The organism is Zestomonas carbonaria, assembly GCF_904061905.1.
Lineage (GTDB): Bacteria > Pseudomonadota > Gammaproteobacteria > Pseudomonadales > Pseudomonadaceae > Aquipseudomonas > Aquipseudomonas carbonaria.
Window position 1 is genome coordinate 35,575 of record NZ_CAJFCI010000034.1, and the last position, 15,845, is coordinate 51,419.

Genomic DNA, 15,845 nt, shown 5'->3' on the forward strand with positions numbered 1-15,845 from the left:
GCCGGCCATGCTGCGCCGCTGGGGTAACGAGCGGGTGGCCAGCCTGCAGGCACCGCGGGTCAACCGCGGCTGCGCCGCCGACAGCCTGCCGGCCGACGGCAGGCTGCGTCTGCTCAGCTTCAATATCCAGGTCGGCAACAGTACCGAACGCTTTCGCCACTACCTGACCCGCGGCTGGCAGCACGTGCTGCCGCACAACGGCCGCTCCGGCAACCTGCAACGCATCGGCGAACTGCTCGGCGACTACGACCTGGTCGCCCTGCAGGAAGCCGACGGCGGCAGCCTGCGCACCGGCTACGTCAACCAGGTCGAACACCTCGCCCAGCTCGGCAGTTTCCCCTACTGGTACCAGCAGCTCAACCGCAACCTCGGCCACCTGGCGCAGCACAGCAACGGCGTGCTCAGCCGCCTGCAACCGACCCTGCTGGAAGACCATCCGCTGCCCGGCCCGCCCGGACGCGGCGCCATCCTGCTGCGCTTCGGCGAAGGCGAGGACGCGCTGGCCGTGGTGATGATGCACCTGTCGCTCGGCGCACGGACCCGCACCCGGCAACTGGCGTACATCCGCGAGCTGATCGGCGGCTACCGCCACCAGGTGCTGATGGGCGACATGAACACCCACGCCAACGACCTGCTGGAAAACTCGCCGCTGCGCGACCTCGGCCTGCTCGCCCCGCAGGTCGAGGCGACCTTCCCCAGTTGGCGGCCGCAGCGCTGCCTGGACCACATCCTGCTCAGCCCGGGCCTGACCCTGGAGCGCGTCCGCGTGCTGCCGCAGCCGATTTCCGATCACCTGCCGGTCGCCGTGGAGATCCGCCTGCCGGACTTCCTGACTGGCGCAATGCCACCTATGCTGCGCGAAGAGACACCCGCTGAGCCCTCTTCATGAGTGATGACAACCAGCGCTGGAAGGACAAGTACTTCGCCAGCCTCGAACAGCAGGAACTTCTCGAACGCCGCTGGGAGGAACGCCTCGACCTGCTGCGTCGCGGCCTGGTGCGCAGCTCGCTGGCCGCCGAAGGCAGCGACAGGTCGGTCGACCAGTGCATGCAGGAGCTGCGCGAGATCATCCGTGGCGAGCAGATGGACGCCGGCCTCGCCGCGCTGATCCCGCGCCTGGAAAAGGCCGTGCTGGACTCCGAGCAACGCCGCCAGCAGCGCATCCAGCAGAACGTCGGCGCACTCACCGCGCTGGCCCAGCAGTTGCTCAGGCTGGAGCTGCCGCGCGAAGTGCGCAAGCCGCTCAAGCAGTTCTCCCGGCGCATCGAAGAGCGCGCCGGCCAATCGCGCGAACTGCCGGCGCTGCTCGCCGAACTGAGCGGCCTGCAACACCAGGCCCTGAGCCATCTCGGCGTCACGCAGGAAGAACGCCCCGGCCTGCTGCAACGGCTGTTCGGCGGACGCGACGAGACGCCGGCCGAACCCGTGCCAGCCGTCGCGGCAGGCCCGGCCAGCGCTATCGTCCAGCCGCCGGTGCCGCTCCCCGTCGTGGCAGATCCCGTCGACACCCTTGCCGGCGATCCCCCCGAAGCCAGCGAACCAACCCCTGCGCCACACCAGCACAGCGGGACGGCCACCCTCGACAGCCTGCCGCTGGCCGCCAGCATGCTGCTCGGCGAGCAGGCCGGCGACCCGGCCTATGCGCTGCCGGCCGCCGAGCCCGGCTACAGCGCCATCGCCCCGCACGTCGCCGACAGCCTGCGTCGCCTGCTCGACGAGCTGGAGCTGCCGGCCTTCCACCAGGCCCAGGCCGATGCCCTGCGCCAGCGCCTGGAAGGCGGCCTGAACTGGTACGAACTGGTCCCGGCGCTGGACGACCTGGCGGTGCTGGTGCTGGCGGTGGCCGACGGCGGCCAGCGCGAGTTCGCCGGTTACCTCAAGCAGCTCAACGAACGCCTGGCCGCCTTCCTCGGCAGCCTCAGCGCCGCCCACGAGGGCTATGCCGGCTCACTGGAAAACGCCCGCCAGCTCGACCACGAACTGCGCGAACAGGTCGGCGAGTTGCAGCAGAGCGTGCAGGACGCGGTCGACCTGGACAGCCTCAAGCGCAGCCTGGAAAGCCGCCTGGAAGGCCTGCTCGGGCGGATGGCCGAGTACCGCCGCCAGCACGACAGCCACGAGCAGGAGGTCAGGCAGCGCATGCAGACCCTGGTCGAGCGCGTCGCGGCGATGGAACAGGAAGCCAACGGCTTTCGCGAACGACTCGAACAGCAGCGCCAGAAATCCCTGGTCGACCCGCTCACCGGGCTGCCCAACCGCGCCGCCTGGAACGAGCGCCTGGAACTGGAAGTGGCGCGCCGCCAGCGCTACGGCGGCGAGCTGCTGCTGGCGGTGCTCGACGTGGACCACTTCAAGCGGATCAACGACGGCTTCGGCCACCAGGCCGGCGACAAGGTGCTCAAGCTGATCGCCGGCGAACTGGCGCGGCGCCTGCGCAAGACCGACTTCATCGCCCGTTTCGGCGGCGAGGAGTTCGTCCTGCTGCTCCCCGGCACCCCGCCGGAAGGCGGCCGGCAAGTGCTCGACAACCTGCGCCAGGCCATCGAAGCCTGCCCGTTCCACTTCAAGGGCGAACGGGTGACCATCACCCTGTCCAGCGGGCTCGCGTCCTTCACCGGCGACGATTCGGCGGAAGATGTGTTCGAACGCGCCGACCAGGCGCTGTATCGGGCCAAGGACGAAGGGCGCAACCGCGTCGAAGTGGCCTGAAGAGCCGAAAACAGCGCTGGAAGGCTGAAGGCTGGGCAAACAGCAGCTCGATCCCGGAGGCAAACGGGACTTTATCGTCCAACCGCGCTTTTCATCGACAATGACGCCATAGCGCGCCCTGGGCTTATCCGACGATAGCCTGGGAGCGGACGCATCCCAGGCCTTACACTATGCAGTCCTGTCTGGAGTGCCCGCCATGGATATCCTCGGCATCGCCGTCCTGCTGTTCTTCGTGATGGACCCGTTCGGCAACATCGCCATCTACATCGCCGCCCTGAAGAACGTCGCCCCCAAGCGGCGCGTGCTCGTGGCCCTGCGCGAGCTGCTGTTCGCCCTGGTCCTGCTGATGCTGTTCCTCACCTTCGGCGACAAGATCCTCAGTGGCCTGGGACTGTCCCGCGAGGCCACCGCGATCGCCGGCGGCATCATTCTCTTCGTCATCGCCATGCGCCTGATCTTCCCGCCGCCGCAGGGCGTGCTCGGCGAGCTGCCGGACGGCGAGCCGCTGCTGGTGCCGCTGGCCACCCCGGCGGTGGCCGGCCCCTCGGCGCTGGCGGTGCTGCTGACCCTGCGCAGCACCTGGACGGGCACGCTCTGGGAGCTCTACCTGGGCGTGTTCCTGGCCTGGCTGGCGGTCGCCGTGCTGCTGCTCCAGGCGTCGTTCCTGCAACGCTTCCTCGGCCCGCGCGGGCTCACCGCGATCGAACGCCTCACCGGCATGCTGCTGATCATGCTCAGCGTCGACATGCTGCTCGACAACCTGCAAAGCGTCTTGCACATCACCCCATGAACAAGTTCGTCCTGCTCCTCGCCGCACTCCTGCTCGGCGGCTGCGCCAGCGGCCCGCGCATCGACACCTCGCACCCCTCGCGCAACCACGACAGCCGCATCCAGTACGTGGTCCTCCACTACACCTCGGCCGACCTGGAACGTTCGCTGCACCTGCTCACCGTGGGCGAAGTCAGCAGCCACTACCTGATCGGCGCCCAGCCGCCGACCATCTACCGCCTGGTGGACGACAGCCGGCGCGCCTGGCATGCCGGCGACAGCGAATGGCAGGGACGGACCTGGCTGAACGCCACCTCGATCGGCATCGAACTGGTCAACCCCGGCTACCGGGACACGCCCGAGGGGCGCCTCTGGTATCCCTACGACGAAGGACAGATCGAAGCGCTGATCGAGCTGCTGAAGGACGTGGTGAAGCGCAACCAGATCCCGCCGCAGAACGTCATCGGCCACAGCGACATCGCGCCGCTGCGCAAGCTCGACCCCGGCCCGCTGTTCCCCTGGAAACGCCTGGCCGAGGCCGGCTTCGGCCGCTGGCCGGACGAACAGCGGGTGGCGCGCCTGCGCCCGCGCTTCGAACAGGCGCTGCCGAGCATCACCTGGTTCCAGCAGCAACTGGAGAAGGTGGGCTACGCCGTCCCGCAGAACGGCGAACTGGACGTCGCCACCCGCCGGGCCGTGGCCGCCTTCCAGTTGCACTACCGGCCGAGCCGCTTCGACGGCCAGCCGGACGCCGAAACCGCCGCGCTGCTCGGGGCGTTGGTGCCTTGATTCTTTCGCGGCCATGGGCCGCTCCTACGGGTTTTCCTTTCGGGGCTCGGGTTAGAACAGGCTGAGCTGGTCGCGTTCCGGGACCGGCGGCGGGGCGGGCGGGGCATCCATCGCCAGGCGCTCGGCGAGGCCGGCGGAGCGTTCGCCGCGGGTCTGTACCGACTCGCTGAGACGCGCCGGCAGCGCCCACAGCTCGACCTTGCGCTTGGCACGGGTGATCCCGGTGTAGAGCAGCGCGCGGGTCAGCAGCGGGCTGGGCGACTCGGGCAGGGCGAGCAGCACCTCGGCGAACTCCGACCCCTGGCTCTTGTGCACTGTCATCGCGAAGGCGCTGTCGTGGCTGGGCAGCCGCGCCGGGGCGAAGGCGCGGAAGCCGTCCTCCGCCTCGAAGAACACCCGCAATCCCTCCGCAGTCGGCAGGCACAGGCCGATATCGCCATTGAACAGCCCCAGCGCATAGTCGTTCTGGCGCACCATCAGCGCCCGTCCGGCATACCAGCGCTCGCGCGCGGCGACCCGCAGGCGGCGCTTGAAGCGCGCTTCCAGCCCCTCGTTGAGCCCACCGACGCCAAAGGCGCCCTCGCGCTGCGCACAGAGCGCACGGAAGGCATTGAACGCTGCGAAGGCGACCGCCGGATCGCCGGACTGGGCGGCCTCCAGATAGGGCGCATAGCCCTGCTCCAGGCGATCGAGCAGCGCCACCGGCGTGGGCTGGGGCTGCCAGGCCAGGTCTTCGCGACCTTCGCCGAGCAGCGCCAGGGTGCCGGGCGCGTCGCCGCCATTGATGCGCCGGGCCAGTTCGCCGATGCCGCTGTCGCCGGCGAAGCGGTGGCTGTGGGTAAGCAGCACCACCGCCTCGCCAAGACGCGAACACGGGGCAGCGACCGGCACCGGCTGGCCGGTCAGGCGCTGGAGGTCGGCGGCGGTGGCGGCGGAGAAGCCCTGGCCTTCGCACAGCTCGGCGAACACCGCGCCAGCCTCGACCGCCGCGAGCTGGTCCTTGTCGCCGAGCAGGATCAGCCGCGCCTGGGGTGACAGGGCGTCGAGCAACTTGGCCATCAGCGCCAGGTCGACCATCGAGGCTTCGTCCACCACCAGCACGTCGAGCGGCAGCGGATTGGCGGCGTGGTGGCGTACCACCGGGCTGTCGCCACGGCTGCCGAGCAGTCGGTGCAGGGTGCGCGCCTCCTCGGGCAGCGCGGCCTTCACCGCGTCGTCGACCGGCAGGCCGGCCTTGGCGTTGCGGATCGCCTCGGCCATCCGCGCGGCCGCCTTGCCGGTGGGCGCGGCGAGGCCGATGGCCAGGCGCTCGCCGCCGGGCTGTTCGAGCAGCGCGGCGAGCAAGCGCACTACGGTGGTGGTCTTGCCGGTGCCGGGACCGCCGGAGATCACCGCCAGGTTGCGACGCACCGCCTGGGCGGCGGCCAGGCGCTGCCAGTCCGGTTGCTGGCTGTTGAAGGCGAACAGGCGGGCGAGGCTGTCGGCCAGGCGCGCTTCGTCCACGTCCGGCAACTGCTCGACGCGCGCCAGCAACTGCCCGGCCAGGCGCGCCTCGTAGGCCTGGTAGCGGGCCAGGTACAGGCGCCCGCCATCGAGGATCAACGGCGCGTAGGCGCCGGGCGCGCCGACCAGGGGGGAGGCGCTCAGGCGGTCCTGCCAGTCGGCCTGGGCGGGCAGGGCAAAGGGCAGGTCGGGCCAGGGTCGCTGACCGGCCCAGCGCGCCAGCGGCAGACAGACATCGCCGGCGCCCAGCGCCTGGCAGCACAGAGCGGCGGCGGCCAGGACGCTGGGGTCGGCCTGTGGGGCCAGGCGCTGGAGGCTGTCGACCAGCGCGCGCTCCAGGGGAGCGAGAGGGAGGTCGGCCAGGGTCATTGGAGCCTCCCGCAGGGGGTACCGTCTGTATGGCTGGGGCCTTGAGGGAGCAGAGTGGGTAGTTGAGAGCGGCCCCTCACCCTAACCCTCTTCCGGGGGGAGAGGGGACTGGTCGGTGTGGCCTGGTAGTTTGGCGTTCGGGTTTTGCTTCCGAGTAGCCGGGAAGATTTGGCACAGCCTGATACCTGACCGACGCCACAGAGTAGCCCCCTCTCCCTCCGCGAGAGGGCTGGGGTGAGGGGCGAGGTTTCGGCCATTCTCCATCCTCGTCCGTAGGGTGCGCCGTGCGCACCAATAAGGGGGCGGCTGGGGTATTGATAGAGCGGAGTGGTTGGTTGAGTACGCTCCCTCACCCTAACCCTCTCCCAGGGGGAGAAGGGACTGTCCGGTGTGGCTTGGTAGTTTGATGTCCAAATTGCGCCCCTAAGCGGCCTTACGGGTTTGCTCCAGATAATGGAGCAGCCTGGCGCCTGACCGACGCCACGGAGTAGCTCCCTCTCCCTCCGGGAGAGGGTTGGGGTGAGGGCCGGAGTGTCGATCATCCCCGCTCCCCCCCCTCGAACAACCGATCCAACGCATCCAGCAAGCCATCCGCCGGCCGCGCGAAGTACACGCCGGCATCCGGCATCCCACGCAGGAACAGGTACCAGGCTCCACCCAGTTGCTCGTCGCGGAAGTCCGCCAGGCGCTGGCGCAGGAAGCGGCGCAGCGCCACCAGGTAGATCAGGTATTGCAGGTAGTAGTGCTCGCCGGCCAGTGCCTGCAGCAGGCGTTCGCCGCCGTAGTAGCTGGCGTCCGGGCCCAGCCAGTTGGATTTGTAGTCGGCGATGTACCAGCGCCCGTCGTGCTCGAAGGTCAGGTCGATGAAGCCCTTGAGGAAGCCCTTGAGCTGGTCGAACTCCAGCCGCGCGGCGGCTTCGCGTAGCGGCGGGGCAAGGCCGTGGGCGGGGTCGGTGAGGATCGCCCGCAGCCGTGCGACGTCCAGGTTGGCGACCGGGAAGGTGAAGCCCAGCTCGGGCAGGCGGCGCGCCGGGTCGAGGGCGGCGAGGCCCAGGCCGGTGTCGTCCAGGTCGCAGTCCAGTACGCGGCGCAGGTGCTCCGTCGCGGTCGCTCCCCAGGTCACGGCATCGATGCCATGGGCGGCCAGTTGCGTCGTCACCAGCGTCTCCAGCTCGCCCTTGCCGCGCATCCAGTCTTCGAGGATGGCGTGCAGACAGGTGCCGGCGCGCGCGCCGCGCGGGAAGGCGAAGAAGCCGGTGCCCGGCTCGCTGGCGGCGGGCATGACGAGGGCGTCGCGGTCCGGGGCTTCCATGTGCTGGCCGGCGGCAAGGCCGGAGAAGCTGCCGATCCGCCAGGCGCTGGCCAGGCTGCGCGGCAGTGCGGCGAGCTGGCGCGGCGGCTCGGCGCGGCGTTCGCCGCTGGCCGTGGCCTCGCTGTCGAGCGGAGGCAGGCAGGTCATCTGCGCGGAACCGGCGAGCAGGGCGTCCAGTTCCTGGCGCAGGGCGGCGCCGTCGCGGGCGCCGAGGTACGCGGCCAGTTCGCCCAGCGGATCGTCGCCGGGCAGTTCGCGACCATGTAGCAGCCAGGCCAGGGCGCTGCTGTGCAGGCCCTCGTCGGGCAGGCTGCCGTCCTTCTTCGGCTTGGGCAGCGCAATCGGTCCCCAGTGCAGCCACAGGCGATCGCGGGCGCGGGTCAGGGCCACGTAGGCGAGACGCAGCTTTTCGGCGAACACTTCGTGGCGGGCGCGTTGCAGGTTGGCGTCGAGGTCGTCGCTGCCCAGGTCGAGCAGCGGTCGGCCATGCTCGTCGTGGCAGCGGGCGCTGTCGGTGAACGGCCCGAGCAGCCTGCCGTCCCACAGGAACGGGCAGAACACCAGCGGGTATTCGAGGCCCTTGGAGGTGTGGATGGTGACGATCTGCACCCGTTCGGCATCACTTTCCAGGCGCAGCAGGGCGTCCTCGCCGGCGCCTTCGCTGCCGCGCTGGGCGTTCAGCCAGGCGAGCAGCGGCTCCAGGCCGGGACGGCGCAGGCTTTCCGCCTGGAGCAGTTCGGCGAGGTGCAGCAGGTTGGTCAGCCGGCGCTCGCCGTCGTTGGCGGCGAGCAGGCGTTCGGCCACCGCCTCGCGGTCGAGCCAGGCGCGGAAGGCGCGCATGAAGCCGTGCTGCTGCCAGAGCTGGTGATACAGCTCGGCGTCCTCGCGCTCGCGGTCCCAGGCGCGTTCGTCGTCCTGGCAGCGCGCCAGTTGCTCCGCGTCGCGGCCGAGCAGGCGAGTGGCCAGGGCGTAGCGCAGCACGCCTTCGCGGCCCGGCTCGGCATAGGCGGCGAGCACCGCCGCCAGTTCGCCGGCTTCCTCGCTGTGCCAGACGCTCTGGTTGCCGCGCCGCACGCTGGGCACGCCGCGCGCGGCGAGTTGTTCGGCGACCTCGGCGGCCTGCCGGTGGTTGGCGACCAGCACGGCGATATCGCCGCCCTTGAGCGGCTGGCGCCCAGCGACGGATTCGAAATACGCCTCGCCACCCGCGCTGGCGGCGAGCAGCGCGGCGATGCGCCGGGCGCAGTCGAACGCCACCCGCTCGCCGGCCTGTTGCTTGTTGAGCGGCTCGTCGCCGAGCCACACCAGATTGAGCGGCGCGCCGGCCAGGGCCTCGGGCAGCACCAGGCGGTCGCGCGACTTGGCACCGGCACCCACCGGCGGGTAGTCGAGCCCGTCCACGGCGAACGGCTGCGGACGGGCGAACAGGTGGTTGAGGGCGGCGATCAGCTCCGGCGTGGAGCGGTAGTTGTTCGGCAGGTCGTAGCGCCGCGCGGCGCTGGCGCGGGCTTCCAGGTAGGTGGCGAGGTCGGCGCCCCGGAAGGCGTAGATGGCCTGCTTGGGATCGCCGACGAAGCACAGGGCGGCATCGCCGGTCGCGCCGGGGTAGATGCGGTCGAAGATGGCGAACTGGATCGGGTCGGTGTCCTGGAATTCGTCGATCAGCGCCAGCGGATAGCGGGTGCGCAGGGTCGCCGCCAGTTCCGCGCCGGCCGGGCCTTGCAGGGCCTGGTCGAGGCGGTTGAGCAGGTCGTCGAAGGCCAGCAGGCGTTGCGCCGCCTTGCGTTCCGGCAGTTCGCGGTCGAGCCGTTCGAGCAGGCGCACCTGCAGGTCGATCAGCCGCCGCTGGCCGGCCGGCTCGGCGGTTTCCAGGGCCGCGCTCAGGCGGTCGAAGGCGTCGGCCAGGGCGTGCCGGGGAGGCGTCGCGCCCTTCTTGGTGGCCTTGGCCAGCGCCGCCGCGCCGAGTTTGGCGAGGCCATCGGGCACCTGGAACAAGCTGGCAGGATCGGCGAAGTAGGCGTCCAGTTCGGCGCCCCAGGGCACCAGTTTGGCCTGTTTGTGGGTGCTCTGGCTGAGCCCGCCATGGGCTTGCAGCTCGGCCAGCCAGGCGTCGCCATCGCGCTGCCAGAGCGCCGCGGCGTGCTGCCAGGCGGCTTCGGCGCCGGCCAATTCGTCGCCGCCGAGCGCGGATTTCGGCTCGACCCGCAGGTAGGGCTTGCCAAGATGGCCGCGCAGGCGCTGGCGCAGCCAGGCCGGGGTGATCTTGCGCTGGGCCAGGTAGCGCGCCCAGGCCGGCTCGGCGCTGGCCAGCTCGTGGCGCCAGGCATCGGCGAGCAGGGCGTCGAGCAGTTCGCGGTCGTCCTGGGTGAGTTCGCTGTCGAAGTCGCCGCCGGCCTCGAAGGCGGCATCCTGCAAGGCGCGCTGGCAGAAGCCGTGGATGGTGAAGATCGCCGCTTCGTCGAAGCCGTGCACCGCCAGCAGCAGGCGGCGGCGGGCGTCCTCGCCGGGATGCCGGGCGTGCAGTTCGGTGAGGAAGGGATCGCCGCTCGGCGTGCCGTCGTAGATCGCCAGCAGCTCGGCCAGCCGCGCGCGGATGCGTTCGCGCAGCTCGGCGGTGGCGGCGGTGGTGTAGGTGACCACCAGGATCTGCCCGACGCTCAGTTGCCGTTCGAGCAGCAGCCGGGCGTAGAGCGCGGTGAGCGTCCAGGTCTTGCCGGTGCCGGCGCTGGCCTCGATCAGGCTGCGGCCGTCGAACGGCGAGTTCTGCAGGTCTAGGCTCATGCCGGGAATCCCGGCGGGTGGATGGTCGGCGACATGGCGTTCCGGGCACGGATGGGATGTTCCGCATTATGCCCGGATCGATCGCCATGGGGTGTCAGCGGTGATCGACCTTGTGCCGCACGGCGTACAGGCAGACCATCTCCATCGCCAGGGTGGCGCCGGCCAGGGCGGTGATCTCGGCGCTGTCGTAGGAAGGGGCGACTTCCACCACGTCCATGCCGACCAGGTCGATGCCGCGCAGGCCACGGAGGATTTCCAGCGCCTGGTGGCTGGACAGCCCGCCGCACACCGGCGTGCCGGTGCCGGGGGCGAAGGCCGGGTCGAGGCAGTCGATGTCGAAGGTCAGGTACACCGGCCGCTCGCCGACGCGGACACGGATCAGCTCGGCGATGCGCTCCGGCGTGCTGCGGTTGACCTCGCGCGCATCGAGCACCTGAAAGCCCATCACGTCGTCGTTGGTGGTGCGCAGGCCGACCTGCACCGAGCACGCCGGGTCGACCAGCCCCTCGCGGGCGGCGTGGTAGAACATGGTGCCGTGGTCGATGCGCTGGCCGTCCGGGTCCGGCCAGGTGTCGCTGTGCGCGTCGAAGTGGATCAGCGCCAGCGGGCCATGCTTCTTCGCGTGGGCCTTGAGCAGCGGGTAGCTGATGAAATGGTCGCCGCCGAGGGTCAGCAGGCCGCAGCCGGCGTCGAGAATCCGTGCGGCGTGGGCTTCGATGGTCGCCGGGGTGTCCTGCGGGGTGCCGTGGTCGAAGGCACAGTCGCCGTAGTCGACCACCGCCAGGTGCTCGAAGGGGTCGAACTCCCAGGGCCAGTGGCGCGCCCAGGCCATCTGCACCGAGGCGGCGCGGATCGCGCGCGGGCCGAAGCGGCTGCCCGGGCGGTTGGTGGTGGCGGTGTCGAAGGGCACGCCGCTGACCACCAGGTCGACGCCGCGCAGGTCGCGCGTATAGCGGCGGCGCATGAAGCTGGTGATCCCGCCGTAGGTGGGTTCGGCGCAGGTGCCGTAGAGGCTGTCGCGGGTGATCGCCTGGTCGTTGTCGTAGGCCTGTTCCATCACGGATTTCTCATTGGGTGGCACGGTTCGGGACATCCTGCGGCCGGCGTTGCTTCGGATAAATACGAAGTGATCTACTCCAACATCGATGACCATCGATCCATGGAGTGCTTCCCATGCTCAGCCAGGTGCGCGACCTCGATCTGCAATTGCTGCGGCTGTTCGTCGTGGTGGTGGAAAGCGGCGGTTTCAGCGCCGCCCAGGGCGAGCTGGGGATCGGCCAGTCGACCATCAGCACGCAGATGGCCAAGCTGGAGACGCGTCTGGGCTTCCGCCTCTGCGAGCGCGGCAAGTCCGGCTTCCGCCTGACGCCCAAGGGCGAGCAGGTGCTGGCCGCCACCCGCCGCCTGTTCGCCGCCATCGAGACCTTCAAGGGCGAGGCCCAGGGCATGGCCGACAAGCTGCTCGGCGAGCTGCGCATCGGGCTGGCCGAAGCCCTCGACGACGACCGGCTGGCGCGCATCGGCCAGGCCATCGGCGCCTTCCGGCGGCGCAACCAGGCGGTGCAGATCGAGCTGATCAGCGCCATGCCCGGCGAACTGGAGCGGCGCCTGGTACAGGACCAGTTGCACCTGGCGATCGGCTATTTCTCGCCGAGCCAGGCAGCGCTGGATTTCCAGCCGCTGTTCGTCGAGGACCAGCAACTGTACTGCGGTCGCGGACATCCGCTGTTCGCCTGCGCCGAGCCTTCGGCCGAGGCGCTGACCGGGTGCGACCGGGTGGTGCATTCCTACCGCTACGTCAGCGCCGGCGATCCCTACCAGACCGGGCCGAGCAGCGCGCGCTGCGAACAGGTGGAGGGCTGCCTGGCGCTCATTCTCTCCGGCGCGCACATTGGCTACCTGCCGGTGCACATCGCCGCACCCTGGGAAGCGCGCGGCGAATTGCGCCCCCTGCGGGCGGAAGGCTCCGGCTACCAGGTGCAGTTCCTCCTTGCCCGGCACCGTGGCCGCCAGCCGAGCGAGGCGCAGAAGGCGTTCGTCGAGGATCTACTGGGGGCCTTCTTCAGGTAGGGTGCGCCGTGCGCACCGTTTCCCAGGGAACGGCTCAGAGTCATGACGGAACGCCAGGCGTGGTCCTCCGATCGGTGCGCGCGGCGCTGGGTCGAGCACGGCGATACCCGCACGCCCCCTCGCGGCCATGGGCCGCTCCTACAGGTTGGGGTAGCCCATTGGGTTACTCGTCGTCGCCTTGGGCCAGGGCCAGCAGCGGGGGGCCGAGGAGTTGTTCGGCGAGGGCTTCGAAGTGTTCGTCGAGGGGTTCGCGGTCGCGGAAGGCGAGGGCGTACCAGGGGTCGAGGGCTTCGCCGGGGATCGGGCTGAAGTCGGCGCCCAGCCAGGCGTTATTCGCCGCGTCGCGAGCGGCGTCGAGGGGTTCCTTGCGGCTGCGCGGGCTCGGCGTGCACTTGGCCCTGGCGAATTCATAGCTGCTGCGCACGAGGAATGGCAGCGGTTCGCAGAGCGCCTGGCGATAGGCGCGCAGCCAGGGTTCGAGCAGTGCGGCGGCATCGGCCCGGGGACCGAGCTGCCAGTCGCCGGCCGGCGAGATCAGCAGGCTGTGGCGGGCGATGTCCCCGGTCGCGGCGACGTTCAGCAACAGGTGGCGCAGCCAGAAGCCGGGCAGGTCCCAGGCCGAAGGGCGGTTGAGGCGCCATTCGAACAGCCCGTCCGGGGTGACGCCGTCGAGCCAGCCGTGGACGTGCACGCCGGCCAACTGGATATCCACCGCCAGCGGCTGCGGCGCCTCGATCGGGCGCGCCTCGAACAGCCTCGGCGCGAAGGCACGCACCGGGCCGCGCAGCTTGCCCCACAGCGCCTGGCCGAGTTCGCCACTGGGCAGCCAGCCGGCGGCGCGCGCCACCCGGCGCTCCTCGTCGGCGCTCCAGTCGTGTTCCACCGCTTGCAGGGCGAGCCGGCGCAGGCCGCGATAGGCGGCCGGTTCGAGGCTGAAGGGTTCGTCGCCGGCGAGGCTTTCCTCCTGCTCGGCCAGGCGCAGGCCGAGACGCCGCTCGAGCAGGAAGCGCGCCGGGTGGCGGAAGCAGGCCAGCAGGTCGGCCGGCTCGATGCGCAGCCAGTCGGCGTCGGGTTCCGGCAGGCGGGTGGCGAAGGGTGTCGGCTCGCTGTCGGCCGGTTGCGCCAGGCGCTCGGCGGCGCGGAACCAGGGGGCGGCGAAGCCGGTGTGGCGGTCGTCGGCGAAGTTGCCGGGGGCGAAGGGTTGCAGCGGGTGGGCGATGGTGATCCACGCGCTGGCTTTTTGTTCGTCCGCCCGCGCTTCCGGCACTGCCGACGGATCGCGAGCCAGCTCGCGCCTACGAGGTGCGACGGCGGTGGCGTCGATGGCTTCCAGCAACTCGCTGACCAGCACCGAGGGCGGCAGCTCGGCGTTGTCGCGCGGGTCGCGGCCGACGTAGCTGAGGTACAGCGCGTCGCGGGCGGAGAGCAGGGTTTCCAGCAGCAGGTAGCGGTCGTCCAGGCGCCGGGCGCGGTCGCCGCGACGCGGGTGCTGGGCGATCAGGTCGAAACCGGCGGCCGGAGTGCGCCGGGGCAGGGCACCGTCGTCGAGGCCGAGCAGGCAGACCAGGCGGAACGGCAGGCTGCGCATCGGCACCATGGTGCAGAAGGTCACCGCGCCGGTGAGGAAGCCGCTGGCGCCGCCGCCCGCTTCGAGCAGCGCGCCGAGCTGCTGGCGCACCAGCGGCAGTTCCAGCGGGCGCTGGATGCCGGCCGCCTGCGCCTGCTCGCGCAGTGCCGCGCAAGCCTGGCTGAGTTGCAGCAGGCTGTCGCCGGCCTCGCTTTCGTCGAACAGTGCGTCGATCAGCCGTTGCAGTTCGTCCGCCCAGTCGGCCAGCGGGCGCGGCCGGTGCAGGCGTTCGGCGAGGTCGCCGAGCAGTCCGACGAAGGCCGCCAGGCGGCCGAGCAATTGCCCACGCGCGCCCTCCAGGGCGTCCAGCGGCCAGTGGTCGCCGAGCAGCGGCGCGGCGTCGCCGGCCAGTTGCGGCGGCGCGGCGAAGCCCAGCAGCAGGCGGTCGAGCCCTTCGCGCCAGGTGAACGCGGCGTCCGCCGGCAGGCCCAGGCTGGCACGGTGTTCGGCGTCACGGCCCCAGCGCACGCCGGCCTCGCGCAGCCAGTCGCGCAGTAGCGGCAGGTCCTCGCGCTCGATGCCGGCGCGGCGGGCGATGGCCGGTTGTTCCAGCCAGGCGAGGATGTCTTCGGCGGCGAAACGGCTTTCCGGCAGGGCGAGCAGTTCGAGGAAGGCTTCGAGCAGCGGGACTTCGGCACGGCGGCTGCGGTCGGCGAGGCTGAAGGGGATGCGCGGCACGCCGTCGCGCGGGGCGAACACCGCTTCGATGCACGGCGCGTAGCGCTCGATGTCGGGGGTCAGCACCACCACCTGGTCGGGGCTCAGCGTCGGGTCGGCGGCGAAGCGGGCGAGCAACTGGTCGTGGAGGATTTCCACCTCGCGCAGCGGCGAGTGGGCGATGTGCAGCTCCAGCGAGCGGTCGTCGTCGCGCAGCGCCAGGCGCTCCTCGGGGCTGCGCGTCCTGAGCCGCAGGATGTCCTGTTGCAGGGCGCGCAGCAGGCTGTCGTCGGCCAGCTCGGCGTCGCTCGGGTAGATGCCGGCTTCCTCGCCCTGCTCGGCGAAAAGGGTGGCGAACAGGCTATCGAAGAAGTCGCGCCCCTGCTTGCCGAGGCTGGCGAGCAGCGGATGGCCGACGTCCAGGTACCAGTCGTCCGGGCTCACCGCCGACTGTTTCGCCAGCTCGGCGATATCGCGGATCTCGCCCCAGGCTTCGCGGCACGGGTTGAGGGCGAACAGCACCACCTCGGTGTGCCGCGCCAGGCCGGCGAGGACGCGCAGGTGGTGCGGCGGCAGGCTGCTGATGCCGAACACCAGCAGGCGCTCGGGCAGGCCGTCGATGGGTTCGGCGGCGTACAGGCGGCGCAGCAGGTCGTCGAGCAGACGGGCGCGGTGCGGGTGGCCGTCGGCGGTGAGTTCGTGCCAGAGCAGCGCCTGCCAGTCCTCATCGACGCCAAGCCCCAGGCGCTCGCCGTGCTCCCAGGCGGCCAGCCAGTCGTCACGGTAGAGCAGGTACTGGTCGAAGACGTCGGCGATGCGCGTGGCCAGGCTCAGCCGGCGGCGCTCGTCACCGCCTTCCAGGTACTGGGCCAGGCGCGGCGCGCGGGCCAGGTTGTCCGCTTCGCACAGCCAGTCGTAGAGGCGCCAGGCGAGGGTCGCCGGGGCGAAGGCGGATTGCTCGGGCAGCTCGCCGAGCACCTGGCGGCTCAGTTGCCAGACGAAGGCGGAGGGCAGTTGCACCTCCAGGTGCATGGCGATGCCTTGCTTGCGCGCCAGCTCCAGGGTCAGCCAGCGACCCATGCCGTGGCTCGGCACCACCACCCGCGCCGGGGCCAGCGGATCGCGCTGCGGCTGGGCGAGCAGGGCGGTGGCCAGTTCGCCGAGGGTTTCCAGGTCGGGGGCGTGGTAGAGGGAGAGCATCGGAGTGGTCGGTGGCCAGGGGGATGGCGGCTAGGGTAGCAGTTCGGTTTGGGGGAGGGG

Annotated in this window: 9 protein-coding genes; 5 read left to right on the forward strand and 4 right to left on the reverse strand. The window is 70.9% G+C overall.

The features are described from left to right. Window positions 1-10: 10 nt before the first annotated feature. The 4 genes from PSEWESI4_RS08500 (at window position 11) to PSEWESI4_RS08515 (ending at window position 4,266) form a co-directional block, all read left to right on the forward strand. Window positions 11-889, forward strand: coding sequence for an endonuclease/exonuclease/phosphatase family protein (locus PSEWESI4_RS08500; protein WP_456243209.1), 879 nt, complete (start codon window positions 11-13; stop codon window positions 887-889). Beyond that, window positions 886-2,709 carry a GGDEF domain-containing protein gene (locus tag PSEWESI4_RS08505; RefSeq protein WP_187670769.1) on the forward strand — a complete coding sequence of 608 codons (1,824 nt, stop codon included), beginning with the start codon at window positions 886-888 and terminating at the stop codon, window positions 2,707-2,709. The genes PSEWESI4_RS08500 and PSEWESI4_RS08505 overlap by 4 nt, the downstream gene beginning before the upstream one ends. Window positions 2,710-2,905: 196 nt before the next feature. Next, window positions 2,906-3,499, forward strand: a complete 594-nt coding sequence (locus PSEWESI4_RS08510; protein WP_187670770.1) for a MarC family protein — start codon at window positions 2,906-2,908, stop codon at window positions 3,497-3,499. Further along, a complete protein-coding gene (locus PSEWESI4_RS08515; RefSeq protein WP_187670771.1) occupies window positions 3,496-4,266 on the forward strand; it encodes an N-acetylmuramoyl-L-alanine amidase in 771 nt (256 codons plus the stop codon). The genes PSEWESI4_RS08510 and PSEWESI4_RS08515 overlap by 4 nt, the downstream gene beginning before the upstream one ends. A 51-nt stretch (window positions 4,267-4,317) precedes the next feature. Here PSEWESI4_RS08515 and recD read toward each other — a convergent pair whose 3' ends face one another. The 3 genes from recD to speB form a co-directional block, all read right to left on the reverse strand. Next, window positions 4,318-6,138 (reverse strand): exodeoxyribonuclease V subunit alpha, encoded by a 1,821-nt coding sequence (gene recD, locus PSEWESI4_RS08520; RefSeq protein WP_187670772.1) that lies wholly within the window; start codon window positions 6,136-6,138, stop codon window positions 4,318-4,320. Between the two features lie 538 nt (window positions 6,139-6,676). After that, window positions 6,677-10,231, reverse strand: a complete 3,555-nt coding sequence (gene recB / locus PSEWESI4_RS08525) for an exodeoxyribonuclease V subunit beta (RefSeq protein WP_187670773.1) — start codon at window positions 10,229-10,231, stop codon at window positions 6,677-6,679. Window positions 10,232-10,325: 94 nt separating this feature from the next. Beyond that, on the reverse strand, window positions 10,326-11,288 hold the full coding sequence (gene speB / locus PSEWESI4_RS08530; protein ID WP_187670774.1) for an agmatinase: 963 nt from the start codon (window positions 11,286-11,288) through the stop codon (window positions 10,326-10,328). Between the two features lie 116 nt (window positions 11,289-11,404). Between speB and PSEWESI4_RS08535 the strand changes: the two genes are divergently transcribed. Beyond that, a complete protein-coding gene (locus PSEWESI4_RS08535; protein ID WP_187670775.1) occupies window positions 11,405-12,301 on the forward strand; it encodes a LysR family transcriptional regulator in 897 nt (298 codons plus the stop codon). A gap of 163 nt (window positions 12,302-12,464) precedes the next feature. Here PSEWESI4_RS08535 and recC read toward each other — a convergent pair whose 3' ends face one another. After that, a complete protein-coding gene (gene recC, locus PSEWESI4_RS08540) occupies window positions 12,465-15,785 on the reverse strand; it encodes an exodeoxyribonuclease V subunit gamma (RefSeq protein ID WP_187670776.1) in 3,321 nt (1,106 codons plus the stop codon). Between the last annotated feature and the right edge of the window lie 60 nt (window positions 15,786-15,845).

Coding starts and splice junctions, on each gene's coding strand:
- PSEWESI4_RS08505 (WP_187670769.1), top strand. CDS start 886: ATGAGTGATGACAACCAGCGCTGGAAGGACAAGTACTTCGCCAGCCTC.
- PSEWESI4_RS08510 (WP_187670770.1), top strand. CDS start 2,906: ATGGATATCCTCGGCATCGCCGTCCTGCTGTTCTTCGTGATGGACCCG.
- PSEWESI4_RS08515 (WP_187670771.1), top strand. CDS start 3,496: ATGAACAAGTTCGTCCTGCTCCTCGCCGCACTCCTGCTCGGCGGCTGC.
- recD (WP_187670772.1), bottom strand. CDS start 6,138: ATGACCCTGGCCGACCTCCCTCTCGCTCCCCTGGAGCGCGCGCTGGTC.
- recB (WP_187670773.1), bottom strand. CDS start 10,231: ATGAGCCTAGACCTGCAGAACTCGCCGTTCGACGGCCGCAGCCTGATC.
- speB (WP_187670774.1), bottom strand. CDS start 11,288: ATGGAACAGGCCTACGACAACGACCAGGCGATCACCCGCGACAGCCTC.
- PSEWESI4_RS08535 (WP_187670775.1), top strand. CDS start 11,405: ATGCTCAGCCAGGTGCGCGACCTCGATCTGCAATTGCTGCGGCTGTTC.
- recC (WP_187670776.1), bottom strand. CDS start 15,785: ATGCTCTCCCTCTACCACGCCCCCGACCTGGAAACCCTCGGCGAACTG.